Source organism: Hydrogenophaga sp., from assembly GCF_050182545.1.
Taxonomy (GTDB): domain Bacteria; phylum Pseudomonadota; class Gammaproteobacteria; order Burkholderiales; family Burkholderiaceae_C; genus Hydrogenophaga.
On the sequence record NZ_JBFXCD010000007.1, the window covers coordinates 34,379 to 56,481 of the forward strand.

Genomic DNA, 22,103 nt, shown 5'->3' on the forward strand with positions numbered 1-22,103 from the left:
CCAAGCCTTGTTTCCGTGATTGGCGCTCAATGTAACAAAACGCAAACCCGGGTTTCCACGCATGCGGTCCCTCAAGCGCCATTCGGGTTTAAGCTGCGCCGACGTCCCACCAGAAGCACGCCATGGCCTCCACCCGACGCAAGTTCATCCTCGGCACCCTGGCCGCCACCGGCGCATTGGTGATCGGCTGGGGGGTGCTGCCGCCGCGCCAGCGGCTCACCGCCTCGCAACCGCTGCCCGCCGGCGAGGGCGAGATCGCCTTCAACGGCTGGGTCCGGATCGCGCGCGACGGCACGGTCACGGTGATGCTGGCCAAGAGCGAGATGGGACAGGGCGTGGTCACGTCGCTGTGCATGCTGCTGGCCGAGGAGCTGGACGCCGACTGGTCGCGCGTGACCTGGCAGGCCTCGCCGATCGATGACATCTACAACAACATCGCCTCGGTGGTCGACGGCCTTCCGGTGCATCCGGACACCGACAGCGTGGTGCTCGACGCCGTGAAGTGGCTCACCGCCAAGACCATGCGCGAGGTCGGCGTGATGATGACCGGCGGCTCGTCCAGCGTGAAGGACCTGTGGCTGCCCATGCGCCAGGCGGGCGCTTCCGCGCGCGCGATGCTGGTGGCCGCAGCGGCCGCCCAGTGGGGCATTGCGCCGCAGGACTGCAGCGCCGAGCGCGGCGAGGTGATCGCGCCCGACGGCCGCCGCCTGGGCTATGGCGCGCTGGCCGCCGCTGCGGCGCAACAGGCATTGCCACGCAAGCCGGTGCTCAAGACACCGGAGCGATTTCGCCTGATCGGCCAGGCCACGCGTCGCATCGACACGCCCGGCAAGATCGATGGCAGCGCGCGCTTCGGCATCGACGCGCTGCCCGATGGGCTGCTGTACGCCAGCGTGAAGATGTGCCCCACGCTGAGCGGGAAGGCACTGCGCTTCGACGATGCCGCTGCGCGCGCGGTACCGGGTGTGAAGGCCGTGGTCGAAGTGGCGCCCCTGCGCGGTGGCACCGGTGGTGTGGCCGTGATCGCCGACCACCCCTGGCGCGCGCGCAAAGCCGCGCAGGCGATCGACGCGCAGTGGGACCACGGCGAACTCGCCAGCTTCAGCAGCAAGGAGGTGATGGAGCAGCTCGCGCGCACCGCGCGGGCCGAAGAGGGCTATGCGTTCTTCGAGCTCGGCGAGACCGACGCGGCGCTGGCCGGCGCCGCCCAGCGCATCGAGGCCGAGTACCGCGCGCCCTACCTCGCGCACATGGCGCTCGAACCGATCAACTGCACTGTTCTGTTCGAAGGCAACAAGGCCACGGTCTGGGTGTCGACGCAGGTCCCCGGGCTGGCGCGCGCGGCCGCCGCCGAGGCGCTGGGCCTGCCTGACGAGGCTGTCACGGTGCACGTGCTGCTGCTCGGTGGTGGATTCGGCCGGCGGCTGGAAGTGGACTTCATCGCGCAGGCCGCGGCCATCGCACGGGCCATGCCGGGCCAGCCGGTGCAGACGATCTGGAGCCGCGAGCAGGACACGCGGCACGACTTGTTTCGCCCGGCCTGCGCGGCGCGCTTCGAGGCGGGGCTCGACGCCCAGGGTGCCCTGGTGGCGTGGAAGAACATCAGCGCCGGCCAGGCCATCGTGCCGCAGGTGCTGCGGCGCACCTTCGGCCTGCCCGGTGGCGGCCCGGACAAGACCGCCAGCGAAGGCGCGTTCGACCAGGCCTACGAATGGCCGGCCGCGCGCATCGCGCACGTCAACGTCGACCTGCCGCTGCAGGTGGGCTTCTGGCGCTCGGTGGGGCACTCGCACCAGGCCTTCTTCAAGGAAGGCTTTCTCGACGAATGCGCGCATGCCGCCAAAAAGGACCCCCTGGCTTTTCGCGAGACCCTGCTGCGCAACCACCCCAAACAGCTCGCGGTGCTGCAAGCCGCTGCCCGGGCCGCAGGCTGGGGCGCGGCCTCAAAGCCCGCGCCCGATGGCGCGAAGACCGCGCGCGGCATCGCGCTGCACGATTCGTTTGGCTCAACGGTGGCGCAGGTGGCTGAGGTGTCCATCAGCGCCGACAAGGCCATCCGCGTGCACCGCGTCTGGTGCGCGATCGACTGCGGCCTGGCGGTCAACCCCGCCGGCGTGCGCCAGCAGCTGGAAGGGGCGGTGATTTTCGGCCTGTCGGCCGCCTTGCACGGCGGGGTGGACATCGTCGACGGGCAGGTGCAGCAGGGCAACTTCCATGACCAGCCCGTCCTGCGCCTGAACGAGGCACCCACCGTCGAATGCCTGATCCTGCCGGGCACCGGCCACCCCGAGGGCGTGGGCGAACCGGGTGTGCCACCGATCGCGCCCGCCGTGGCCAACGCGCTGTTCGCGCTCACCGGCCAGCGCCTGCGCAGCCTGCCCCTGAAACTGGCCTGAGGAAACCGCGACATGACCACCACGCTCACCGTCAACGGTCAGTCCGTCACCGTCGAGGTTGAACCCGATACGCCGCTGCTGTGGGTGCTGCGCGCCGACCTGCGGCTCATCGGCACCAAGTTCGGCTGCGGCATGGCGATGTGCGGCGCCTGCACCGTGCATGCCAATGGCAGCGCCATTCGCTCCTGCGTCACACCGGTCTCTGCGGTCGCGGGCCAGGACATCACCACCATCGAAGGCCTGCAAGGCCCGCAGGCCGAGGCGCTGCGCGCGGCATGGACCGAGGTGGATGTGGTGCAGTGCGGTTACTGCCAGGGCGGGCAGCTCATGAGCGCCTGCGCGCTGCTTCAGGCCAATCCCCGGCCCGACGACGCGGCGATCGACGCGGCCATGGGCGGCAACCTCTGCCGCTGCGGCACCTACCCACGCATCCGCGTGGCGATCCACCAGGCGGCCAAGGCCCTGCCAGACACCTGAACGGTCAGATGAGCTTGACCGAACGCCCGATGTAGAGGATGGGGCCGGTCGGGCGGCCGGTGGGCGAGCCGTTGTAGGGCTCCAGCGTGATCTCGAACAACTGGTTGGGCACCAGCGGTGGCAGCTGATCGATCGTCACTTCCAGCGGCCGGCCGGGCTGCACCAGGCCCAGCGACACCGGTGCGCTCCAGGTGTCGGCCTTGGTCCAGAACTGCAGCGAACGCTGTTCCGGCACCGTGGTCGTGCCCAGTGGCACCAGTTGCAGTCGGTCCTTGCCCTGGGTCTTCACGATCCAGCCTGGCTGCGTGCCATCGGGCGCAACCAGCACAACCATGTACTGCGGCGCGGCGGGCGCGAACAGGCTGGTGACCGGCAGCAGCGCCGCCACCGAAGCCGCCACGAAACCGGTGGCGGCCACCGCGCGCCAGAAGCCCAGGCTGCCCCACCAGCGCTGCCAGGCGCTGGCGCGCGTGGACGGGCGCTGGCGCACCGGCACCGCAGCGGCGGGCGCGGGCTGATCGGCGATGGCGCTTTCGATGCGCGACCACAGGGCCGGCGAAGGCTGCACCGGCTCGGCCAGCGCGCTCAGCGGCAGCAGGCGTTGTTCCCAGCGGTCCACGGCGGCGCGAAGCGCGGCATCGTCCGTTGCCAGGCGCTGCTGCACCTCGCGCCGGCGCGCGGCCGGGAGCGTGCCCAGCACGTAGCCCGAGGCCAGTTCGTCGACGGGATCGTGGTCCGGCGTGTTCATGCGAGGCACTCCCGCAACGAGTTGAGGCCGCGGCGAATCCAGGCCTTGACCGAACCCAGTGGCGCCCCCAGGCGCTCGGCGATCTCGGTGTGCGTGCAGCCGTCCAGGTAGGCGTAGAGCACGCAGTTGCGCTTGGCGGTGTCCAGCCGCGCCAGGCAGACGTCAAGCCGCCCGAGGTCGGCGCGCGTGGCGAAGGCCTCGGCCATGTCGGGCGCGGCGTCCTCGTCGTCGCGCAGGGCGTCCATCGTCTCCTCGTCGGCCGAGACGGTGCGTGCGCCGGCGCGCACGGCGTCCAGGGCGCGGTGGCGCACGATGCCGACCATCCAGCCCCGCCCGGCACCGCGGCGGGCGTCGAAGGTCGCGGCCTTGGTCCAGAAGTTCATGAATGCGTCGTGCAACACGTCTTCGGCGGCGGCGCGGTCGCGCACGATGCGCAGCGCCACACCCAGCAAGAAACCCGCTTCGCGTTCGTACAGCCGGCGCAGGGCCGCACGGTCGCCCCGCGCGCAGGCGGCCAGGGCGGCATCGTGGTCGAAGGTGTCGGGGTCGGGAAGGCGCAAGGGTCGGTGCGGCGGCAGGGCGTGGGTACCGCGAACCGGTGCGCGAAGGCACCGGGCCTCGGGGCTGCCGGCCATACTAGCCGATCGGGGCGGGGTGGCGGGGCCGACACGTGGCCCGCTGCCGCCACCGCTGCATCAGGAAGCCTTGTAGAAGATGTAGTCGGCCTGGTACTGCACGATCTGCCGGGCGCCCATGTTGGACGCGCCACAGGGCAGCGCCGGTGCCACGCCGCCCTGGGTGGCCGCGCGCTGCACATAGGTCACGCCGGTCATGGCGCCGCTGCCCATGGCCGGGTTGGACTTGACCAGCTGGAACGGGATGTTGCCCGCACCGCCGGGTGCGACGGCGAGCTGCGTGCCGGTGAATTTCGAACCGTCCATGGCTTCCCAGGTCGCGGGCGGGCCGTAGTACTTGCCCACCTGCTTGCCGCTGCGGTCAAGCAGCCGGGCATCGGGGCCGGCAAACACCCATTCGAACTGGCCGGCCATGTCCTTCTTCGCACGGCATTCGTAGGTGATCTGGCCCACGCCCACGGTTTCCATGGCCACCTTGTTGCCGGCGGGAACCTTCACGGCGTCGGGCAGCTTGTCCTGGGAAAACATCATGGCGGGTGCGCCCATGCCGGACGCGCAGGCGGACAGGGCGAGGGCCGCGGTGGCGGCCAGGGTGGTCTTGATGATCATCGGAAAACTCCTCGGTGGTGGGTTGTGGACAGTGGCGCGAGACAGCGCCACTGCTTCCACTACGCCCCAGCACGGATTCCGGATGCAGCCCGATGCAAAAAAGTTTCAGGCCCGGCGTGGCCGGACCTTCGAGGCCGCCAGCTTCGCCTGCTCGCGGGCCGTGTCCACGTCGGCATCAAACGCCAGCGCCACGCCCATGCGGCGCTTCGTGAAGCTCTCGGGCTTGCCGAACAGGCGCAGCTCGGTCTGCGGCACGCGCAGGGCGTCGTCCACGCCGTCGAACGCAATGCCGGTCGCGTCCACGCCACCGTAGATGACGGCGCTGGCGCCCGGGCTGCGCAATTCGGTGGACACCGGCAGACCCAGGATGGCGCGCGCATGCAGTTCGAATTCGTTCTGCCATTGCGTGATCATGGTCACCATGCCGGTGTCGTGCGGGCGCGGGCTGACCTCGCTGAACCAGACCTGATCGCCCTTGACGAAGAGCTCGACGCCGTACAGGCCCTGGCCGCCGAGGTCATCCGTCACGGCCCGGGCAATGCGGCGCGACTCGGCGAGCGCGGCCGGCGTCATGGGGTGGGGCTGCCAGCTCTCCACGTAGTCGCCGCTGACCTGCACATGGCCGATCGGGTCGCAGAAGTGGGTTGCAACCTGGCCGTCGGCCCCGAGGGCACGCACGGTGAGCTGGGTGATCTCGTAGTCGAAGTCGATGAAGCCCTCGACGATGACGCGGCCCGGGCCGACCCGGCCGCCCGACATGGCGCAGTCCCAGGCCTTCTGCACGTCGGCCGGTCCGTCGATCCTGCTTTGCCCCTTGCCGCTGCTGCTCATCACCGGCTTGACGATGCAGGGGTAGCCGATGCCGGCGTCGATGGCGGCCTGCAGTTCCTGCAGCGAGTCGCAGAACCTGTAGGGGCTGGTCGGCAGCCCCAGTGTCTCGGCGGCCAGGCGGCGGATGCCTTCGCGGTCCATGGTCAGGCGCGCGGCGCGTGCGGTGGGGATCACGCGCACCACGCCGGCAGCCTCAAGCTCCTGCAGCACCGGTGTGGCAATGGCCTCGATCTCGGGCACCACCAGGTGCGGGCGCTCGGCCTCAATCAGCGCTTTCAGCTGATCGGGGTCGCTCATGGTGATGGTGCGCGCATGGTGCGCCACCTGCTGGCCGGGCGCGTTGTCGTAGCGATCCACCGCGGTGGTTTCCACGCCCAGGCGCTGCAGCGCGATCAGCACTTCCTTGCCGAGTTCGCCTGAGCCCAGCAGCATGACCCGGGTGGCCGAGGGAGACAGAGGGGTGCCAAGCGTGGTCATGGAAACTCCAGGATGAATGGAAAGCAAGTTCAGAGGGCGTCGCCCATGGCTTCGCCCAGGCGCACCATGTTGCCGGGCGCCCAGTCGGGGTTGAAGGCGATGGTGTCGCGCGGCCAGAGCAGCACCACGGTGGAGCCAAGCAGGAAGCGGCCCATCTCCTCACCGCGTTGCAGGTGCACCGGGCTGTCGTCATACGTCCATTCGCGCACCGTGCCTGGGCGCGGCGGGTTCACCACGCCGTGCCAGGTGGTGGCCATGCTGCCAACAATGGTCGCGCCCACCAGCACCTGCACAAAAGGCACGGTGGTCTCACCCACCTGCAGGTCGAACACGCAGACCACGCGCTCGTTGCGCGCGAACAGCCCCGGCACACCCTGCGCCGTGGCAGGGTTGACCGAAAACAGGTCGCCGGGCACATGGATCATGCGCCGCAGCGTGGCCGCCGCCGGCATGTGGATGCGGTGGTAGTCCTTGGGGCTCAGGTAAATGGTGGCGAAGGCGCCGTCGTCGAACAACGCTGCCAGCGCGGCGTCGCCGCCCACCAGCGCTCGCGTGCTGTAGGTGTGGCCCTTGGCCTGGTAGATCTGGTCGCGGGCGATCGCGCCGAACTGGCTGATGGCGCCGTCCACGGGACAGACAAAGGGGGCGTCGGCCAGCGGGCGCGCGCCATCGCGCAGCGCGCGCGTGAAGAACTCGTTGAAGCTGGCGTAGGCCGTCGGCGCCGGGTTCGCGGCTTCGGCCATGTTCACGCCGTACTTGCGAATGAAGCGGCGGATGATCCACTGGGTGATGGCACCCCATCGGCCATTGGCCACCCAACGGGCAAACTCGGTCAGCGCGCGCTTCGGGAACACGTACTGCAGGGAAACGGCGAAAGACATGGGCAGGCAATCCGGTGCGACAAGACCCTCTCGGGCAGCCACGGATTGTAGGGCGCTCCTCCGTGGCGCTTCGGGTGTGCAGGCACAATGCCGGCGCATGACAGACACGCTGTTCGAATGCCGCCACCTCGTCAAACGCTACGGCAACAGCACCGTGGTGAACGACCTGGGTTTTGCTATCCACCCGGGTGAATGCCTGGGTGTCATCGGGCCCAACGGCGCGGGCAAGACCACCACCATCCGCATGTGCCTGGGCCTGACCGCGCCGGACGCGGGCAGCATCACCGCCTTCGGCCTGGACATGCCGCGCGATGCGCTGGCCATCAAGGCACAGCTGGGCGTGGTAAGCCAGATGGACACGCTGGATCCCGATTTCTCGTGCGCCGAGAACCTGCTGGTGTACGGCCGCTACTTCGGCCTTGCGGCCGCCACCGTGCGTGAACGCACCCCCCAACTGCTCGATTTCGCTGCGCTGGCGCACAAGGCCGATGCCAGGCCCGGCGAACTCTCGGGCGGCATGAAGCGGCGCCTGTCGCTGGCGCGCGCGCTGGTGAACGACCCCAAGCTGCTGATGCTCGACGAGCCCACCACCGGGCTCGACCCGCAGGCGCGCCACCTCATGTGGGAACGTCTGCAGATGCTGCTGCAACAGGGCAAGAGCATTCTGCTGACCACGCACTTCATGGACGAGGCCGAGCGGCTGTGTTCGCGCCTGCTGGTGCTGGACCATGGCCGCAAGATCGCCGAGGGCCGCCCGCGCGAACTGATCGCCCAGCACCTGGAGCCCGACGTGGTGGAGGTCTACGGCCAGGGTGCACTGGCGCTGGCGCAGGCCGAAGAACACGCCGCGCTGCGCGCCCTGGCCGCGCGCGTCGAGGTGAGCGGCGAGACCGTGTTCTTCTACACCGCGCGGGCCATGCCACTGCTCGCGGCGCTGGGTGCGCACCACCACCTGCGCACGCTGCATCGGCCGGCGAATCTGGAGGACCTGTTCCTGAAACTCACCGGCCGGCAGATACGGGAAGACGGCTGAAGTTAAAGCCCGCTTGCGATTCTGCCGATCACACTTTGAATACGGGGTCCCTGCATTGAAACTCTCCCTCATTCGATACCGCGCCCTGCTCAACATGGCGTTGAGCGTTGTCGGCTTCGAGCCGTCCTGGTCGGACGCGGCGGTGGATGTCGAAGTGATTCAGGAGCAGGAAGAGGAAGAGGTGCCGCGTTTGTACTGCCTGCCCGGGCAACTGGAACGGGCCACCAGCGGCGTTCCGGGACACAGCACCCTGGCCAGGGAACTGGCGTTTTTCTCCCGACCTTCAGCGCCCCATGCTCCGGTGGTGCGGTACACGTTCCGGGACTGCCTTGTTCATCCACATGGCGTCGAGTTCGCCGGCGGCCACATCCGCAAAAGCAGCGCCCGCCTCCAGAGGATTCCGCGCGGTCCCATCAAGGAAATCCCGCAAGCCGCCTACTGCATGTCAGCGGTCTCGCGCCAGTACTTTGGCCACTGGCTTCAGGATGCATGCGCAACCGCCCTTCTGGCGCGCCCTGAGGAAGCCCTGCTGCTGGACGTGCGCAAAGACTGGCCCCATGCGCGTGAATATGTCAATGCGTTCGAACTGCGGCCCGATACAGCGGCCAACGCATGGGTGCGCGAACTGTCCGTGTTTCAGGATTTCTCGCAAGGCTCATCCAAACGACAGCGCTACGCCACCTTGCGCGCTCGCGCCGCCCGGCACTTTGGACCTCCCGCGCCCATCGCACGCCCTCTCTATCTGAGACGGGGCAGCATGGGTGTTGCCCGCGTTGTGTTGAACGAGGAAGAGGTGATTCAACGACTGGAGCGCGAAGGCTTTCAGGTGCTCGACATCGACAACCTGCGAGGCGCGGAGATCTACCGAATGGCTTGCGCTGCACCGCGGGTGGTGAGCATGGACGGAAGCCATCTGAATCATCTGTATTTCTCGATGCGCCCGGGAACCAGTCTGCTCACGTTCATTCAATCGGATCGGCTCACCGCCACCAATTTTGGCTACGCGATCGCCGCCGGGATCCATTTCGGGGTGCAGGTCGTCGATCGGCGCGGTGACGGGTATGTCGTGGACATCGATGCCATGATGCGCACGCTGGAACTGTTCCCTGCCTGACCGGCGCCACACCATGCACACCCCGCCCTTGATCCCGCCGTCCTCTCAATCACCCACGCGTCTCCGCGCGCCCTCTGTCTGGTCGCGCCCGCGCCTGTCCATGCGCTGGTGGCCTGTGTTCCTGCGCAACCTGCTGGTCTGGAAGAAGCTGGCCATTCCCAGCCTGGTGGGCAACATCGCCGAGCCGCTGATGTGGCTGGTGGCGTTTGGCTACGGCATGGGTGCGCTGGTCGGGCAGGTGAACATGAGCACGCCGCAAGGCAGCGTGGCCGTGCCCTACATCCTGTTCCTCGCCAGCGGCAGCATCTGCATGAGCGCGATGAACGCCGCCAGCTTCGAGGCCCTGTACTCGGCCTTCTCGCGCATGCACGTGCAGAAAACCTGGGACGGCATCATGAACGCGCCGGTGCGGCTCGACGATGTGGTGCTGGCGGAGATGCTCTGGGCGGGCTTCAAGGCCCTGTTCTCGGTGACGGCCATCATGGGCGTGATGCTCGCGCTGGGCATCAGCCATTCCCCCAAGCTGCTGCTGGCCTGGCCGGTGCTGCTGGGCGTGGGCATCACGTTCTCGTGCATTGCCCTGGTGTTCAACGCCCTGGCGCAGGGCTACGACTTCTTCACCTACTACTTCACGCTGTTCCTCACCCCCATGATGTTCCTCTCGGGGGTGTTTTTTCCCCGGGAACAGCTGCCGGATGCGGTGCGGCTGGTGTCGGACTGGTTGCCGCTGACCAATGCGATCGAGCTGGTGCGACCGCTCTTCATGGACCAGTGGCCTGCGCAGCCGTGGCTGCATGCACTGGTGTTGCTGGCCTATACCGTGGCCGCTTTCTGGCTGGCCCTGGCGCTCACGCGCCGACGCTTCGCCAGGTAACCCAGCGTGGGGCCGGCGTTCAGTGCACGTGGTGCAGCGCGGGCTGGGCTTCGCAGTACAGCTCGCTGCCGGAATCCATGAAGTCTTCGGCTTCGATCACGGCGTCGTATTCGCGCGCGGCGGCGTCGTAGATCTTCGGGATCAGGGGCTTGTCCAGCGGGCGGCAGATGCGGCTGCGGATGCCGCGCAGGTTGGCGCTGCTTTCCATGGCGCTGATCACGGCTTCCGGATCGAGCATCAGGACGAAGGGATTGAGGCGGGTGGCGGTGGTGGACATGGCGGCTTCCTAACGGTGTTGGGGGGTGTCACAAACGGGCTGTCGATGAAACAAACTGTATCGATCGCCCCCCGGACCGTTAAGTCGGTGCGCACCCATTCGCGTTGTAGGAACTTGCCTGACACGGGGTGTGATGCGCCTACGCCCCGTGCGTGACATCCGTCACGGCCCGCGGCGCAGGGCCTCCACGCTGGCGCGCACCACCGACTGCACGCTGCCCGTCTCCTGGAACTGGTTGCGCAGGAAGGTGGCGTGGTTGCCCGAACGGCCCACCGTGCGCTCGATCTCGTCGAGCGCGGCCAGCGAGTTCAGGGCCACACCGTGCGGCGCGAGGTGCCGCAGCGTGGCCAGTATGTCTTCGCGGATGCTGATCTGCTCGCGGGTGCGCGGGTTGACCATCATGCCGTCCAGCCCGAAGCGGCAGGCCTGGAAACGGTTGTAGGTGTAGACCAGGTAGTCGTCTTCCTCGGGCGGCGGTTCGTTGCGTTCGAGCAGGTGGCGGCACAGTGCCTGCAGGTAGCAGGCCAGGCCGGCGGCACGCTCCACCGTCAGCGGCGTGTCGCACACGCGCAGCTCGATCGTGCCGTACTCGGGCTTGGGCCGGATGTCCCAGTAGAAGTCCTTCATGGACTTGACCACGCCGGTGCTCTCCATCTTGGTGAAGTAGACGTTGGCGAATTCCTCCCAGCTCAGCATGAAGGGCGCGCGGCCACTGAGCGGGAATGCGAACACCGAGTTGAGGCGCGCCGAATCGAACAGCGTGTCCACGCCCTGCGAAAACGGCGACGAGGCCGACAGCGCAATGAAATGCGGCACGTAGCGGTTGAGCGAGTGCAGCAGGAACAGCGCCTCGTCGGCGTTCGAGCAGCCAATGTGCACATGCTGGCCGAACACGGTGAACTGCTTGGCCAGGTAGCCATACAGGCCGGAGAGCTGCTGGAAGCGCGGCTTGGAGAAGATGCGTTGCTCGAACCAGCGCTGGAACGGGTGCGTGCCGCCACCGGCGATCTCGATGTTGAGCCGGTCGCCCGCCACCACCAGCGTGTTCCGGATCTGCTGCAGTTGCGCCAGCAACGGGCCGTGCTCGCGCTGCACGTCGGTGGCGATCTCGATCATGCTCTGCGTCATCTCGGGCGTGACCACGCCCGGGAAGGGTTTGCGCCGCAGCAGTTCGAGCAGGTCGTTGGCGCTGCTGGAAAGGTCGAAGTCGTAGGAGTTGACGAGCTGCAGCTCCAGCTCCACACCCATGGTGAGCGAGTCTGAGGACTTGAATTCTTCCAATGGCATGGCTACTCCTTGGTCACGTGGGTTTCGTGCGCCACCATCAGCGTGCGCTGCGTCACCACCGGACCCAGCAGTTCCTGCAGCAGCATCATGCCGGCCATGATCGAGAGCACCTGTACCGCTGGCGCAAAGCCGTAGAGTCGGGTCTGCTCCAGCAGCAGGATCGCGAACGCCGACATGGGTGTGAGCGCCAGGCCGGTCAGAAGCCCCTTGCGTTCGGTGATGCCGGACAGTCGCGCCGCCAGCAGGTTGCAACCCACCTTGGAGGCGGTGCGCACCAGGATCAGCCATGTGCCCAGCAGCATGCCCGTGCCGACATCGGCCCAGTCGAGCAGCGAGGCGATGTACACGAACAGGAACACCGAGAGCAGATCACCACCGGTGCCGAAATCCCGCTGCGCGTTGGTCAGGTGCACGCGCCGCTCGCGCGCCACGATGCCGAAGGTGAGCGCGGCCAGCAGGGGCGAGAGCTTGAGGCCATAGGCCGCGGTGGTGAGCAGCAGCACCGACAGGGCAAACACCACCGTGACACCCCGCTCGTGCGTGCTGCGCCGGCGCAGCAGCCAGGGCACGGTCACGCCCAGCAGGCCCCCGACCGCGAGCGAAATCGCCACCACATACATGCTGCCAAAGGACGCCAGCACCAGATCGCCCGAGGTGCTGAGGTACCAGTAGCCCACCACCACCTTGAGCGCGATCACGGACATCAGGCAGTTGATGGCGCACAGGTGCAGCACGCGCTCAGTCACCTGCCCAGCGCTGCGCAGCTCGTTGGCCACGCGCACGATGCCGGCCGGCGAGGCGGAGATGGACAACGCCGCAATGATCAGGCGCAGGTCCACCGTCAGATCGAACCAGGCGCTGGCCCAGTAAATGGCCGCGAACGTCGCGGCCGACTCCACCACGCCGAGCAGCAGCACCCAGGGGTTGTGCCGGAACCAGCGCAGATTGATGCGGTAGCCCAGTTCGAACAGCACCAGCGAGAGCGCCACATTGGCCAGGAACGGCAGACCCGGCACGTCGTTGGTCAGGCCGGGCAGGTTGATCAGTCCACCCAGCAAGCCCACGGCGACATAGCTCGTCACCCGCGGCAGGTGCCAGGTTTCATAGACGCGTTCGCCGACAAACCAGGCCAGCAGCAGCACCACGGGCCACGCGATCGACTGCAGCAGGAAGTTGTAATCAGTGGCCATGGATGGGACTCCTGGTTGGTGGCCTGGGGCGGTGCGTGGCGCAACGGCGACGCTGCAGGCAACCCGGCGTCAGCGAAACGCTGCATCGAAAACCGGGACTCGAATCGGAAACTGCGGCCAGACGTGCCGGCCACGAGGGATGTCAGACCGCGAAGCGCTGCGCGAGTTCTCGCAGGTGCAGCTCGTCGAGCACCTGCTCCAGGCGAAGCCGGGCCCTTTCACGGGCACCTGGGCGGTCCGGGTGCATTCTACGGGCGAGGATCAGTTCGTTCTTCATGGAGTGTTCCCACCCCACCAGCTCGGTCACCGTGACCGTGTAACCATGGGCTTCGAGCTGCAGGCAGCGCAGCACGTTGGTGATCTGGCTGCCGAATTCGCGCGTGTGCAGCGGGTGGCGCCACAGTTCGGCCAACGGCGTGCGCGACAGGCTCAGCGCCTTGTGCCTGCGCATCACGCCCGCCACCTCCGCCTGGCAGCACGGCACCAGCACCATGTGGCTGGCCTGTTTCGCCAGCCCGAAGCGGATGGCGTCGTCGGTGGCCGTGTCGCAGGCGTGCAGCGCCGTCACGACGTCGATGGTGGCGGGCAGCGCGGGGTCGGTGAGCGCCCGCTGCACCGTGGTGGCCAGAAAATCCATGCGGTGGAAGCCGAGCTGGCCTGCCAGGGCTTTCGATTTCTCGACCAGTTCCGCGCGCGTTTCCACGCCGGTCACGCGCCCGGTGGTCTTGTCCTTGAAGAACAGGTCGTACAGGATGAAGCCCAGGTACGATTTGCCCGCACCGTGGTCGGCCAGCGTCACGTCGCCGCGCGCGGCCAGGACCTCGGCCAACAACGGTTCGATGAACTGCACCAGGTGGTAAACCTGCTTGAGCTTGCGCCGCGTGTCTTGGTTGAGCTTGCCTTCGCGCGTGAGAATGTGCAGCTCCTGCAGCAGCGCGATGGACTGGCCCGGCCGCAGCTCGGGCAGTTGCTCTTGCAGGGTAGGCGCGGGGCGCGCGGAGGCCTTGTATTTCGACATGCGCCGATCATAGAGAGGTGCACCGCCCCAGCGGCGACAATCGCGCATGACCTCCCCGCACGACAGCCACCACCCTTACAGCGCTCTCACACCCGACGTGGTGCAGGACGCGCTGGCCCACATCGGCCTGTGGGGCGACGGGCGCATGAGCGCACTCAACAGCTTCGAGAACCGGGTCTACCAGATCCACCTGGAGTCGCCGGTGGATGGAGTGGCCGATGTGGTGGCGAAGTTCTACCGGCCCGGGCGCTGGAGCGATGCGCAGATCGCGGAAGAGCACGCCTTCGCGGAAGAACTCGTGGCGGCAGAAATCCCCGCCGTGCCACCGCTGCGCGTGCAGGGCGAGACGCTGCACCACTTCAATGGCTTTGCCTTCTCGGTCAGCCCGCGCCGTGGTGGCCGCCGACCCGAGCTGGAAGACTTCGAGGTGCTCGAATGGACGGGGCGTTTCCTCGCCCGCATCCACAGCGTGGGTGCGGCGCGGCCGTTTGTCGAGCGGCCCGCGCTGGATGCCGCGAGTTTCGCGCACGAGCCGCGCGACTGGTTGATGGACCACGGCGCGATCGCCAAAGAGGTGCGCACGGCCTGGGCCAGCGCACTGGATGAAGCCCTTGCGCTGATCGAGGCGCACGCGGTGCTCAAGCCCGGTACGACGGTGAATGCCGAAGATGACATTCGACGCATCCGCCTGCATGGTGACTGCCACCCGGGCAACATCCTGTGGACGCCCGAGGGCCAGCCCGGCGCCGGCCCGCACTTCGTGGACCTCGACGACGCGCGCACCGGCCCCGCCGTGCAGGACCTGTGGATGCTGCTCAGCGGCGACCGCCGCCAGCAGACGCAGAAACTCGGCGCGCTGATCGATGGCTACGAGCAGTTCCGCCCGTTCGACCGGCGCGAACTCGCGCTGATCGAGCCGCTGCGCACGCTGCGCCTGATCCACTACAGCGCCTGGATCGCGCGCCGCTGGGACGACCCCGCCTTCCCGATCAATTTCCCCTGGTTCGGCAGCCGCGACTACTGGCAAGGCCAGGTGGACATGCTGGTCGAGCAGATCGAGGAGATGCAGGGCGAGCCGCTGATGGCCTGAGCTGTCGGCTCAGACCGCGTCCATCACCGCCCGAAGGAATTGCCGCGTGCGCTCGCTTTGCGGGTTCTCGAAGAAGGCCTGCGCCGGGCCCTGCTCGACGATGCGGCCCTGATCGAAGAAGCAGACGCGGTCGGCGAATTCGCGCGCAAAGCCCATCTGGTGGGTGACCATCAGCATGGTCAGGTCATGCGCCTGACCCAGTTCCCGGATCACGTTGAGCACCTCGCCGCACAGCTCGGGGTCCAGCGCGGACGTGACTTCGTCGAACAGCATCACCCTGGGCCGCATGGCCAGCGCGCGCGCGATCGCCACGCGCTGCTGCTGCCCGCCAGAGAGCTGCGCCGGGTAGTGGTCGATCTTGTCGCCCAGACCCACCATGCGCAGCAACTCGCCCGCGCGCTCGCGGGCTTCGTCCGCCCCCAGGCCGAGCACAGTCATGGGGGCCTGCATGCAGTTCTTCAGCGCCGACATGTGTGGAAACAGGTTGAACTGCTGGAACACCATGCCGACCTGGGCGCGCATGCGCCGCAGGTGGGCTGCGTCAGCGGGCGCGAGCGTCTGACCGCGCCGCATGTGTGTCAGCGGTTCGCCACCGACCCAGATCACGCCACCGTCGATGGTCTCCAGCGTCATGAGCATGCGCAGCACCGTGGTCTTGCCCGAACCCGAGGGGCCGATGATGGCGACCTTCTCATTCGGGGCGATGTCCAGGTCGAGCCGGTCGAGCACGGTCAGTTCGCCATAGCGCTTGGTGACTTCGGCGAAGCGCACCATGGGCGCGCCATCGGCGGGTCCCGGGCCAGGGGCTGGTTGGTTGTTCATGTGCGCGTCGTCCTGCGTCGGTTGAGGTGCTGTTCGAGCTGCCGGATCAGTGCGGCGGAGACCAGGCTGAAGACCAGGAAGAACAGGCCCACCAGGGTGATGGGCTCGGTGTACTGGAAACTCTCGGAGCCCAGGATCTTGGCGGTCTGCATGAGTTCGAGCACGGCGATGACGGACAACAACGGCGTTTCCTTGAACAGCGCCACCAGGTAGTTGCCCAGTGCGGGCACCACGGGAGGAATCGCCTGCGGCAGGATGACGTCCTTGAAGGTGGTCCAGGGCGACAGGTTCAGCGCGATCGAAGCCTCCCACTGACCCTTGGGCACGTTCTCCAGACCAGCGCGATAGACCTCGGAGCAATACGCGCCATAGTGCAGGCCCAGGGCCAGCACGCCGGTGAGCATGGCGTCCATCGCCAGGCCGAATTCCGGCATGACGTAGTACAGGAAGAAGATCTGGATCAGCAGGGGCGTCGAGCGGATGAATTCGACCACGCCACCCACCGCCAGCCGCGACCACCCTGGCCCCGCCATGCGCCCGATGGCCAGCACGAGGCCCACCACCAGGGCCAGACCGAAACCCATCACGGTGGCCTTGATGGTGACCAGCGACGCCTCGGCCAGAATGGGCAGCACCTCCCAGGCGTAGCCCCAGTCCCAGATCGTTCCCATCAGGCCACCCTTCCGCGCCGCAGGCCGCGCGTGGCGCGCTTCTCGAGACCGCGCACGCCCAGCGTGATCAGCACGGAAAGCACCAGGTACATCAGCAACACGAGCGAGAACACCTCAAAAGTGCGCAGGGTGTTCTGGTTGATCTGCTGCGCCTTGAAGGTCAGGTCCGACAGGGTGATGAGCGAGACCAACGACGTGGCCTTGAGCAGCTCGATCAGCAGGTTGCCCCATGGCGGGATCATGGCCACGAAGGCCTGGGGCAGGATGACGTGCCGCAGCGCCTCGGTGCGGCTGAAGTTCAGCGCGGTGCAGGCTTCCCACTGGCCCCGCGGCATGGCCTGGATGGCGCCGCGCACCACCTCGGCCCCGTACGCGCCGACATTGAGACCCAGGGCGACGATGCCCACCGTCATCGGTCCCAGCGTGATGCCGAAGTGCGGCAGCACGAAGAACAGCCAGAACAGCTGAACCAGCGCGGAGGTGCCGCGAAAGGTCTCGATGTACGCCTTGGCGAGCCAGCGCAATGGACGGGGTCCATACAGCTTCGCCAGGCCGGCGAGCACGGCCATCGCGGTGGCCAGCAGCGCGCCGCCCAGCGCCACCGTCACGGTGACCTGGGCGCCACGCAGCAGCTCCGGCAGGAACTCGCGGAAACCCGCGAAGCTCGCGACCACCAGGCCCGCCACGAAGCTGACGAGCACGGTGGCCACCCACACCGGGGAGGCGCGCGGAGCGGACGTCACGGCGCGACCTCGTCGGGCGCGCTCATTCAGTCACCCGCGCAATGCTGGGCTGCGGTTTTCTCGGGCAGGTTCGACTTGTCGAAGCCGAACTTCGCGACCATGGCCAGGTGCTGCTCGGTGCCGATGAACTTGGCCAGCTCGGCGTTGACCGCGTCGCGCAGGCTGGTGTCTTCGGGGCGGAAGCCAAAAGAGCCCTCGCCCTTGTAGATCTTTCCGTCATGGGTGAAGGTGAAGGGCTGTGCGCGCTCCAGGCCGTCATCCTTGCCGGCCAGGTCCTTCGCCGTGAGCGACGTAAAAGCGGCAGCCGACGCACGGCCCGCCTTGACGGCAGCCACGGCGGCCGCGAAATCGGGCACCACCATCTGCTGCTCGCGTTTCATGCCGGCGAGCTTGCCGTGCTCGATCTCGGCCGTTCCGGCCACGAAGGCAATGCTCTTGCCTTTGGAGACCGCGTCGGCGTACGTGCTCACGCCATCCGGATTGCCGGTCTTGACCACCAGCGCCTCGCCCACACCGTACGTAGGCTCGGCGAAGATGATCTGCTCGCAGCGCTTGGGCGTGATGTACATGGACGCCACGATGGCGTCGAAGCGCCCGGCCTTCAGCCCCGGAATCAGCGCACCCCATTCGGTCAGCACGCCATCGACTTCCTTCACACCCAGCTTCTGCATGACGTGCTTGAACACGGTGGGCGACTCGCCCGTGAGCTGGCCCGAGGCGTTGGCGTACGAGTACGGGGCCTCGTTGGCGAAGCCGACGCGAATGAAACCCTGCTCGCGGAGCTTCTCCAGCGTGGTCTGCGCGCTGGCCAGCCCGCAGGTGGCCAGGGCGGCGGCGCCCAGCAGGCCCAGAACGGTGCGGCGGATGGGGGTCGGTGCTTTCATGATGCGTTCTCCTTGATCAAGACTCAGCGTTCGCCAACAGGCGTGAAGTCCCGCCGTTCCGCGATGAAGTTGGGGCGCGGCGCCAGGCCGCAGAAGGGATCGACCGGCGTGTTGTGCACGCTGTTGTAGACCACGAACACGTTGCTGCGTGGCAGTGGCGTGATGTTGGAACTTGATCCATGCATCACGTTGCAGTCGAAGAAGGTGACCGATCCGGCCAGGCCGGTGGGCGCGGTGATGCCGAAATCCTGCACCAGACGCGTGAGGCAACCGTCGTCGGGCACGCCCACCTCCTGCTGCTTGAGCGAATGCTTGTAATGGTCCTCGGGTGTGGCGCCCACGCAGGTCACATAGCGCTGGTGCGAACCGGGCACGATCATCAGCGGCCCGTTGTATGGCGTGTTCGCTGTCAGTGCGATGGAGCAGCTCAGCAAACGCATGGCGGGCACGCCGTCCTCCACGTGCCAGGTCTCGAAGTCCGAATGCCAGTAGAACTCCTTGCCGCGAAAGCCCCCCTTGTAGTTGATGCGAGACTGGTGGATGTAGACATCGCTGCCCAGCAACTGCCGGGCAATGGCCACCAGCTTGGGGTGCTCGCACAAGGCCTTCAACACGTCGCTGCTGCGATGCACCGCGAACAGCGAGCGCAGTTCGCGGCTGCCCGGTTCGACCACCGCTTCGCTGGTCTTCTTGATCGCCTCGTCACCGCGCAGCCGCTGCAATTCGGCCAGGCAGGCCTGCACTTCGTCGGGCGCGAGCAACTGGTCGAAGTTCAGATAGCCGTTGTCCTCGTAAAACAGCAACTGGCTGTTGCTCAGCGAGCCCTGCTCGGGCGTGCCCCACACGACCGGGTCCAAGCGGTCCTTCATCTGGCCCTGCGCACCGAAGCGCGAGGGGTAGCGGTCGTCGGCGCGCGGCTTCGCCAGAACCGGTTTCGCCGCACCCATGGCGGTCATGCTCATCATGTGGTTTCCCCCTGTCAGTCTGCCAGCGCGTACGCGCCGGTGGCGTCGTGCACTTCGCGGCCCGTCAGCGGCGGGTTGAACACGCACACCATGCGCATGTGCGTGCCCTTGTTGGCGCGCAGGACGTGGTGGTCGTGCTTGTTGAGCGCGTAGAGCGTGCCCACGCGAATCGGGTGTGTCTCGCCCGTGGCCAGGTCGGTGATCTCGCCCGCGCCTTCGATGCAGTACACGGTCTCCAGGTGGTTCCGGTATTGCATTTCGAGTTCGGCGCCGGGCTTGATGATGGTGTCGTTCACCGAGTAGCCCATGCCCGCGTCCTTGTAGATCAGACGGCGGCTGGTCCAGCCCTCGGTGTCTACGTCGGCGGCGGTGTTGAGGACGTCATCGAGGTGTTTCACGATCATGGAAAAGGCTCCTTGTTTTCTGTAAGCGAATGGTTGGGTGTCCGGATAAGTGGCGCGCTGATCAGGCGGCCTCGGCCAGGGCGTTCGCCTCCGCACTCGTTGCGCCATCGGTCCCGTTGAGAACGGCCGACAGGCTGTCCTCGATCACATCAAGGCCGTGCTGCAGTTCGTCCTCGCTGATGGTCAGGCTCGGCAGGATCTTCAGCACCTGGTCGTCAATGCCTGCGGTCTCGATGATCAGACCGCGCTCGAAGCAGGCTTTCGAGACGCGCGAGGCCAGCGCGGTGTCGCTGAATTCGATGCCCCAGATGAGGCCGCGTCCGCGCACCCGGGCGTCGGGAGCGAGCTTCTTCGCCATCCGCTCCAGTCGGCGCTGCACTGTCTGACCTTTCCTTGCCACCGCCTGCTGCAAGCGCCCGTCTTCCCAGAAGGTCAGCGCCGCGGTCGCCGTCACGAACGCCGGGCAATGGCCACGGAAGGTGCCGTTGTGTTCCCCCGGCGCCCATTGATCGAGTTCGGGTCTGATCAGCACCAGCGCCAGCGGCAGGCCATAACCCGAGAGCGACTTGGACAGGGTGACGATGTCCGGCACGATGCCGGCTTCCTCAAAGCTGAAGAACGAGCCGGTGCGGCCGCAGCCGACCTGGATGTCGTCGACGATCAGCACGATGTCGTGCTCGGCCGTGATCTGGCGCAGGCGCTGCAGCCATTCCACACTCGCCACGTTGACGCCGCCCTCGGCCTGCACCGTCTCCACAATCACAGCGGCCGGCTTGTCCATGCCGCTGCCGCTGTCGTGCAGCATGGCCTCGAAGTAGTTCAGCGTGTCGACGTCCTGACCGAGGTAACCGTCGAACGGAACCGAGGCCGTGTGGCCCAGCGGCACGCCGGCGCCGGCACGCTTGAAGCTGTTGCCCGTCACCGCCAGCGCGCCCAGCGTCATGCCGTGGAATGCGTTGGTGAAGCCCACCACCTGTTCGCGGCCCGTCACCTTGCGCGCCAGTTTCAGCGCCGCCTCCACCGCGTTGGTGCCGGTGGGGCCGGGGAACTGGAACTTGTAGTGCAGGCCACGCGGCTGAAGAATCACCTCGTTGAAGCGCTCGATGAAACGCTGCTTGGCCTGGCTGTACATGTCCAGCGTGTGGGTGATGCCGTCGCGCATCAGGTAGCCCAGCAAGGCCTGCTTGATCTTGTCCGGGTTGTGGCCGTAGTTGAGCACGCCGGCACCGGCAAAAAAGTCCAGGTAGCGCTCCCCCGCGGTGTCGGTCATCCAGGCGCCTTTGGCGCTGCTGAAGACAGTCGGGAAACTGCGGCAATAGCCTCGCACTTCGGACTCGAATTCTTCAAACGTGTTCATCTGTCTTCCTTCTGGGGTTGGTCTGCGCGGGTGTGACCAAGGGCCTCCCTTTGACAAACGCAGAAAAGAACGCCGGCTGGCGCTCGGGTTCAGGCGCGCGGCGAAGCGCCGCGCTGGATGGGACCGATCCGAAACAACGGCTCGGGCGGGTGCTCATGGGGGAACATGTCGGCCGTGAATCGAGGTGTCTCTTCACAGGCCACGTTGAACGCGCGCGCCAGCCGCCGGAACAGCGCCTGCGACGCGGGGTTGTCGTCCGCCACGGTTGCGGTCACGAACGAACAACCGGACAGCGCCGGCAACGCCAGCCAGCGTTGCAGGAGTTGCAGACCCAGACCTTTGCCCTGGTACTCAGGCAACAGACCGACCTGCCAGACAAAGGCAGCCTGTGGTTCGTTCGGCGGGCGGTAACCAACGACCATGCCAACGACACGGTCCTGGTGCTCCGCCACCAGACACGTGCCCGCGAAATCGGAAGCGAACAGCAGGTAGAAGTACGCCGAATTGACTTCGAGCGTGCCGCTGGCTTGCGCCACACGCCACAGGTCAGCGCCATCGTGGGGTTGGGCAGCGCGAAAGGAAAGGGAAATGGCGGGTGCGGTCGGATGCTCGACGGTGGTACTGGTCATGCCATGGGTTGTCTTGGTGACACGCTCCGTGCGCCCTTCGCACCCGAACGTGCCACACCGCGTCAACGCCACATGGGCGGGCACCGCGGCTGGCCGGCCTGCACTCGCAGGCCTACAAAAAAACTCAAGCGACCAACTGGCCGTTGAACGATCATCGGCCTCACTGCGGGGACACGGCGCGTGCGCCGCATCGGGAAGCCAAAGGAACAAGGGCTGTGCGCCTCGTCCTTTTTTAGGTTAACCCGATATGCCGTTCAATGCAACCCGATGTTTCAAAGACCAGAACGGATGTGCCCTGGTCCACGCAGAACTGCACCTCGAGCACTCCGCATTGGCACCATCGGCATGCGCCGCATCGGCATGCCCTTGCCCCCTTTGGTCAGCGAGCTCTGGGCCCAATGCGCCGGTATCACCATGACCATGGCGGCAACGCCACCACCGGGCGGCAGTTTCAGGTGGCGTAGGGAATCCGGGGCAAGTTGGCTACTTCGGATGGAGCCACGCCCGGAGCGATTTCGATGCGCGCAAGCTCCACACTGTTGATCGGAAACGGGCACTCGTCCGCCCACAACTCGGGGTGTTGCCCCAGATCGGGCACGCAGCTGTGAAACATCAGACCCTCGCTAGAACCGCGAAGAACGCCATAGATCATGTAGGTGAACATGCACAACTCCCCACCGTCGATTCAGCC

The 22,103-nt window shown here is 67.0% G+C and carries 24 protein-coding genes; 6 read left to right on the forward strand and 18 right to left on the reverse strand.

The genetic code is table 11. The annotated features are described in order from the left end of the window. Positions 1 to 122: 122 nt before the first annotated feature. Both AB7P10_RS09465 and AB7P10_RS09470 read left to right on the forward strand, forming a co-directional pair. Positions 123 to 2,396, forward strand: coding sequence for a molybdopterin cofactor-binding domain-containing protein (locus tag AB7P10_RS09465; RefSeq protein ID WP_428293593.1), 2,274 nt, complete (start codon positions 123 to 125; stop codon positions 2,394 to 2,396). Positions 2,397 to 2,408: 12 nt separating this feature from the next. Then, complete coding sequence (locus tag AB7P10_RS09470) at positions 2,409 to 2,873, forward strand: (2Fe-2S)-binding protein (RefSeq protein WP_428293594.1); 465 nt, start codon at positions 2,409 to 2,411, stop codon at positions 2,871 to 2,873. 4 nt (positions 2,874 to 2,877) lie between these two features. On the opposite strand, the gene AB7P10_RS09475 is transcribed toward AB7P10_RS09470, so the two are convergent. From AB7P10_RS09475 to asd, 5 genes are all read right to left on the reverse strand, one after another. Continuing rightward, positions 2,878 to 3,621 carry an anti-sigma factor gene (locus AB7P10_RS09475; protein WP_428293595.1) on the reverse strand — a complete coding sequence of 248 codons (744 nt, stop codon included), beginning with the start codon at positions 3,619 to 3,621 and terminating at the stop codon, positions 2,878 to 2,880. After that, positions 3,618 to 4,199, reverse strand: a complete 582-nt coding sequence (locus AB7P10_RS09480; protein WP_428293742.1) for a sigma-70 family RNA polymerase sigma factor — start codon at positions 4,197 to 4,199, stop codon at positions 3,618 to 3,620. The genes AB7P10_RS09475 and AB7P10_RS09480 overlap by 4 nt, the downstream gene beginning before the upstream one ends. A gap of 117 nt (positions 4,200 to 4,316) precedes the next feature. After that, positions 4,317 to 4,865 (reverse strand): DUF3455 domain-containing protein, encoded by a 549-nt coding sequence (locus AB7P10_RS09485; RefSeq protein WP_428293596.1) that lies wholly within the window; start codon positions 4,863 to 4,865, stop codon positions 4,317 to 4,319. 105 nt (positions 4,866 to 4,970) lie between these two features. Beyond that, positions 4,971 to 6,173, reverse strand: a complete 1,203-nt coding sequence (purT, locus tag AB7P10_RS09490) for a formate-dependent phosphoribosylglycinamide formyltransferase (RefSeq protein ID WP_428293597.1) — start codon at positions 6,171 to 6,173, stop codon at positions 4,971 to 4,973. 29 nt (positions 6,174 to 6,202) lie between these two features. Continuing rightward, positions 6,203 to 7,054, reverse strand: a complete 852-nt coding sequence (gene asd / locus AB7P10_RS09495) for an archaetidylserine decarboxylase (RefSeq protein ID WP_428293598.1) — start codon at positions 7,052 to 7,054, stop codon at positions 6,203 to 6,205. 97 nt (positions 7,055 to 7,151) lie between these two features. On the opposite strand from asd, the gene AB7P10_RS09500 reads away from it, so the two are divergent. From AB7P10_RS09500 to AB7P10_RS09510, 3 genes are all read left to right on the forward strand, one after another. Then, on the forward strand, positions 7,152 to 8,087 hold the full coding sequence (locus tag AB7P10_RS09500; protein WP_428293599.1) for an ATP-binding cassette domain-containing protein: 936 nt from the start codon (positions 7,152 to 7,154) through the stop codon (positions 8,085 to 8,087). Between the two features lie 55 nt (positions 8,088 to 8,142). Continuing rightward, complete coding sequence (locus tag AB7P10_RS09505) at positions 8,143 to 9,201, forward strand: glycosyltransferase 61 family protein (protein WP_428293600.1); 1,059 nt, start codon at positions 8,143 to 8,145, stop codon at positions 9,199 to 9,201. A 100-nt stretch (positions 9,202 to 9,301) separates the two neighbouring features. Next, positions 9,302 to 10,075 (forward strand): ABC transporter permease, encoded by a 774-nt coding sequence (locus AB7P10_RS09510; RefSeq protein ID WP_428293601.1) that lies wholly within the window; start codon positions 9,302 to 9,304, stop codon positions 10,073 to 10,075. A 19-nt stretch (positions 10,076 to 10,094) separates the two neighbouring features. On the opposite strand, the gene AB7P10_RS09515 is transcribed toward AB7P10_RS09510, so the two are convergent. The 4 genes from AB7P10_RS09515 to AB7P10_RS09530 form a co-directional block, all read right to left on the reverse strand. Further along, positions 10,095 to 10,352: a hypothetical protein gene (locus tag AB7P10_RS09515; RefSeq protein ID WP_428293602.1), complete on the reverse strand. Its 258-nt coding sequence runs from the start codon at positions 10,350 to 10,352 to the stop codon at positions 10,095 to 10,097. Between the two features lie 162 nt (positions 10,353 to 10,514). Continuing rightward, complete coding sequence (locus tag AB7P10_RS09520; protein WP_428293603.1) at positions 10,515 to 11,639, reverse strand: YbdK family carboxylate-amine ligase; 1,125 nt, start codon at positions 11,637 to 11,639, stop codon at positions 10,515 to 10,517. A 2-nt stretch (positions 11,640 to 11,641) separates the two neighbouring features. Beyond that, positions 11,642 to 12,829 carry a cation:proton antiporter gene (locus AB7P10_RS09525; protein ID WP_428293604.1) on the reverse strand — a complete coding sequence of 396 codons (1,188 nt, stop codon included), beginning with the start codon at positions 12,827 to 12,829 and terminating at the stop codon, positions 11,642 to 11,644. A 142-nt stretch (positions 12,830 to 12,971) separates the two neighbouring features. Beyond that, positions 12,972 to 13,847 (reverse strand): class I SAM-dependent methyltransferase, encoded by an 876-nt coding sequence (locus AB7P10_RS09530; RefSeq protein WP_428293605.1) that lies wholly within the window; start codon positions 13,845 to 13,847, stop codon positions 12,972 to 12,974. A gap of 46 nt (positions 13,848 to 13,893) precedes the next feature. Between AB7P10_RS09530 and AB7P10_RS09535 the strand changes: the two genes are divergently transcribed. Beyond that, a complete protein-coding gene (locus AB7P10_RS09535) occupies positions 13,894 to 14,937 on the forward strand; it encodes a serine/threonine protein kinase (RefSeq protein ID WP_428293606.1) in 1,044 nt (347 codons plus the stop codon). Between the two features lie 9 nt (positions 14,938 to 14,946). On the opposite strand, the gene ehuA is transcribed toward AB7P10_RS09535, so the two are convergent. The 9 genes from ehuA to AB7P10_RS09580 form a co-directional block, all read right to left on the reverse strand. Then, complete coding sequence (ehuA, locus tag AB7P10_RS09540; RefSeq protein ID WP_428293607.1) at positions 14,947 to 15,759, reverse strand: ectoine/hydroxyectoine ABC transporter ATP-binding protein EhuA; 813 nt, start codon at positions 15,757 to 15,759, stop codon at positions 14,947 to 14,949. Further along, the gene (ehuD, locus tag AB7P10_RS09545; RefSeq protein WP_428293608.1) at positions 15,756 to 16,430 is read right to left on the reverse strand and encodes an ectoine/hydroxyectoine ABC transporter permease subunit EhuD; all 675 of its coding nucleotides are present in this window, start codon (positions 16,428 to 16,430) and stop codon (positions 15,756 to 15,758) included. The genes ehuA and ehuD overlap by 4 nt, the downstream gene beginning before the upstream one ends. Continuing rightward, complete coding sequence (gene ehuC, locus AB7P10_RS09550) at positions 16,430 to 17,104, reverse strand: ectoine/hydroxyectoine ABC transporter permease subunit EhuC (RefSeq protein ID WP_428293743.1); 675 nt, start codon at positions 17,102 to 17,104, stop codon at positions 16,430 to 16,432. Before ehuC ends, ehuD begins: the two co-directional genes overlap by 1 nt. Positions 17,105 to 17,199: 95 nt before the next feature. After that, positions 17,200 to 18,057 carry an ectoine/hydroxyectoine ABC transporter substrate-binding protein EhuB gene (gene ehuB / locus AB7P10_RS09555; RefSeq protein ID WP_428293609.1) on the reverse strand — a complete coding sequence of 286 codons (858 nt, stop codon included), beginning with the start codon at positions 18,055 to 18,057 and terminating at the stop codon, positions 17,200 to 17,202. A 23-nt stretch (positions 18,058 to 18,080) separates the two neighbouring features. Continuing rightward, positions 18,081 to 19,022, reverse strand: a complete 942-nt coding sequence (gene thpD, locus AB7P10_RS09560; protein ID WP_428293610.1) for an ectoine hydroxylase — start codon at positions 19,020 to 19,022, stop codon at positions 18,081 to 18,083. 14 nt (positions 19,023 to 19,036) lie between these two features. Next, on the reverse strand, positions 19,037 to 19,426 hold the full coding sequence (locus AB7P10_RS09565) for an ectoine synthase (protein ID WP_428293611.1): 390 nt from the start codon (positions 19,424 to 19,426) through the stop codon (positions 19,037 to 19,039). A 61-nt stretch (positions 19,427 to 19,487) separates the two neighbouring features. Further along, the gene (gene ectB, locus AB7P10_RS09570; protein ID WP_428293612.1) at positions 19,488 to 20,783 is read right to left on the reverse strand and encodes a diaminobutyrate--2-oxoglutarate transaminase; all 1,296 of its coding nucleotides are present in this window, start codon (positions 20,781 to 20,783) and stop codon (positions 19,488 to 19,490) included. Between the two features lie 89 nt (positions 20,784 to 20,872). Continuing rightward, positions 20,873 to 21,412 (reverse strand): diaminobutyrate acetyltransferase, encoded by a 540-nt coding sequence (gene ectA / locus AB7P10_RS09575; RefSeq protein WP_428293613.1) that lies wholly within the window; start codon positions 21,410 to 21,412, stop codon positions 20,873 to 20,875. A 451-nt stretch (positions 21,413 to 21,863) separates the two neighbouring features. Beyond that, the gene (locus AB7P10_RS09580) at positions 21,864 to 22,076 is read right to left on the reverse strand and encodes a hypothetical protein (protein WP_428293614.1); all 213 of its coding nucleotides are present in this window, start codon (positions 22,074 to 22,076) and stop codon (positions 21,864 to 21,866) included. Between the last annotated feature and the right edge of the window lie 27 nt (positions 22,077 to 22,103).

Excerpts from the sequence above, each read along its gene's own strand:
- AB7P10_RS09465 (WP_428293593.1), top strand. The coding sequence starts at position 123 with ATGGCCTCCACCCGACGCAAGTTCATCCTCGGCACCCTGGCCGCCACC.
- AB7P10_RS09470 (WP_428293594.1), top strand. The coding sequence starts at position 2,409 with ATGACCACCACGCTCACCGTCAACGGTCAGTCCGTCACCGTCGAGGTT.
- AB7P10_RS09475 (WP_428293595.1), bottom strand. The coding sequence starts at position 3,621 with ATGAACACGCCGGACCACGATCCCGTCGACGAACTGGCCTCGGGCTAC.
- AB7P10_RS09485 (WP_428293596.1), bottom strand. The coding sequence starts at position 4,865 with ATGATCATCAAGACCACCCTGGCCGCCACCGCGGCCCTCGCCCTGTCC.
- purT (WP_428293597.1), bottom strand. The coding sequence starts at position 6,173 with ATGACCACGCTTGGCACCCCTCTGTCTCCCTCGGCCACCCGGGTCATG.
- asd (WP_428293598.1), bottom strand. The coding sequence starts at position 7,054 with ATGTCTTTCGCCGTTTCCCTGCAGTACGTGTTCCCGAAGCGCGCGCTG.
- AB7P10_RS09500 (WP_428293599.1), top strand. The coding sequence starts at position 7,152 with ATGACAGACACGCTGTTCGAATGCCGCCACCTCGTCAAACGCTACGGC.
- AB7P10_RS09510 (WP_428293601.1), top strand. The coding sequence starts at position 9,302 with ATGCGCTGGTGGCCTGTGTTCCTGCGCAACCTGCTGGTCTGGAAGAAG.
- AB7P10_RS09515 (WP_428293602.1), bottom strand. The coding sequence starts at position 10,352 with ATGTCCACCACCGCCACCCGCCTCAATCCCTTCGTCCTGATGCTCGAT.
- AB7P10_RS09520 (WP_428293603.1), bottom strand. The coding sequence starts at position 11,639 with ATGCCATTGGAAGAATTCAAGTCCTCAGACTCGCTCACCATGGGTGTG.
- AB7P10_RS09525 (WP_428293604.1), bottom strand. The coding sequence starts at position 12,829 with ATGGCCACTGATTACAACTTCCTGCTGCAGTCGATCGCGTGGCCCGTG.
- AB7P10_RS09530 (WP_428293605.1), bottom strand. The coding sequence starts at position 13,847 with ATGTCGAAATACAAGGCCTCCGCGCGCCCCGCGCCTACCCTGCAAGAG.
- AB7P10_RS09535 (WP_428293606.1), top strand. The coding sequence starts at position 13,894 with ATGACCTCCCCGCACGACAGCCACCACCCTTACAGCGCTCTCACACCC.
- ehuA (WP_428293607.1), bottom strand. The coding sequence starts at position 15,759 with ATGAACAACCAACCAGCCCCTGGCCCGGGACCCGCCGATGGCGCGCCC.
- ehuD (WP_428293608.1), bottom strand. The coding sequence starts at position 16,430 with ATGGGAACGATCTGGGACTGGGGCTACGCCTGGGAGGTGCTGCCCATT.
- ehuB (WP_428293609.1), bottom strand. The coding sequence starts at position 18,057 with ATGAAAGCACCGACCCCCATCCGCCGCACCGTTCTGGGCCTGCTGGGC.
- thpD (WP_428293610.1), bottom strand. The coding sequence starts at position 19,022 with ATGATGAGCATGACCGCCATGGGTGCGGCGAAACCGGTTCTGGCGAAG.
- AB7P10_RS09565 (WP_428293611.1), bottom strand. The coding sequence starts at position 19,426 with ATGATCGTGAAACACCTCGATGACGTCCTCAACACCGCCGCCGACGTA.
- ectB (WP_428293612.1), bottom strand. The coding sequence starts at position 20,783 with ATGAACACGTTTGAAGAATTCGAGTCCGAAGTGCGAGGCTATTGCCGC.
- ectA (WP_428293613.1), bottom strand. The coding sequence starts at position 21,412 with ATGACCAGTACCACCGTCGAGCATCCGACCGCACCCGCCATTTCCCTT.
- AB7P10_RS09580 (WP_428293614.1), bottom strand. The coding sequence starts at position 22,076 with ATGTTCACCTACATGATCTATGGCGTTCTTCGCGGTTCTAGCGAGGGT.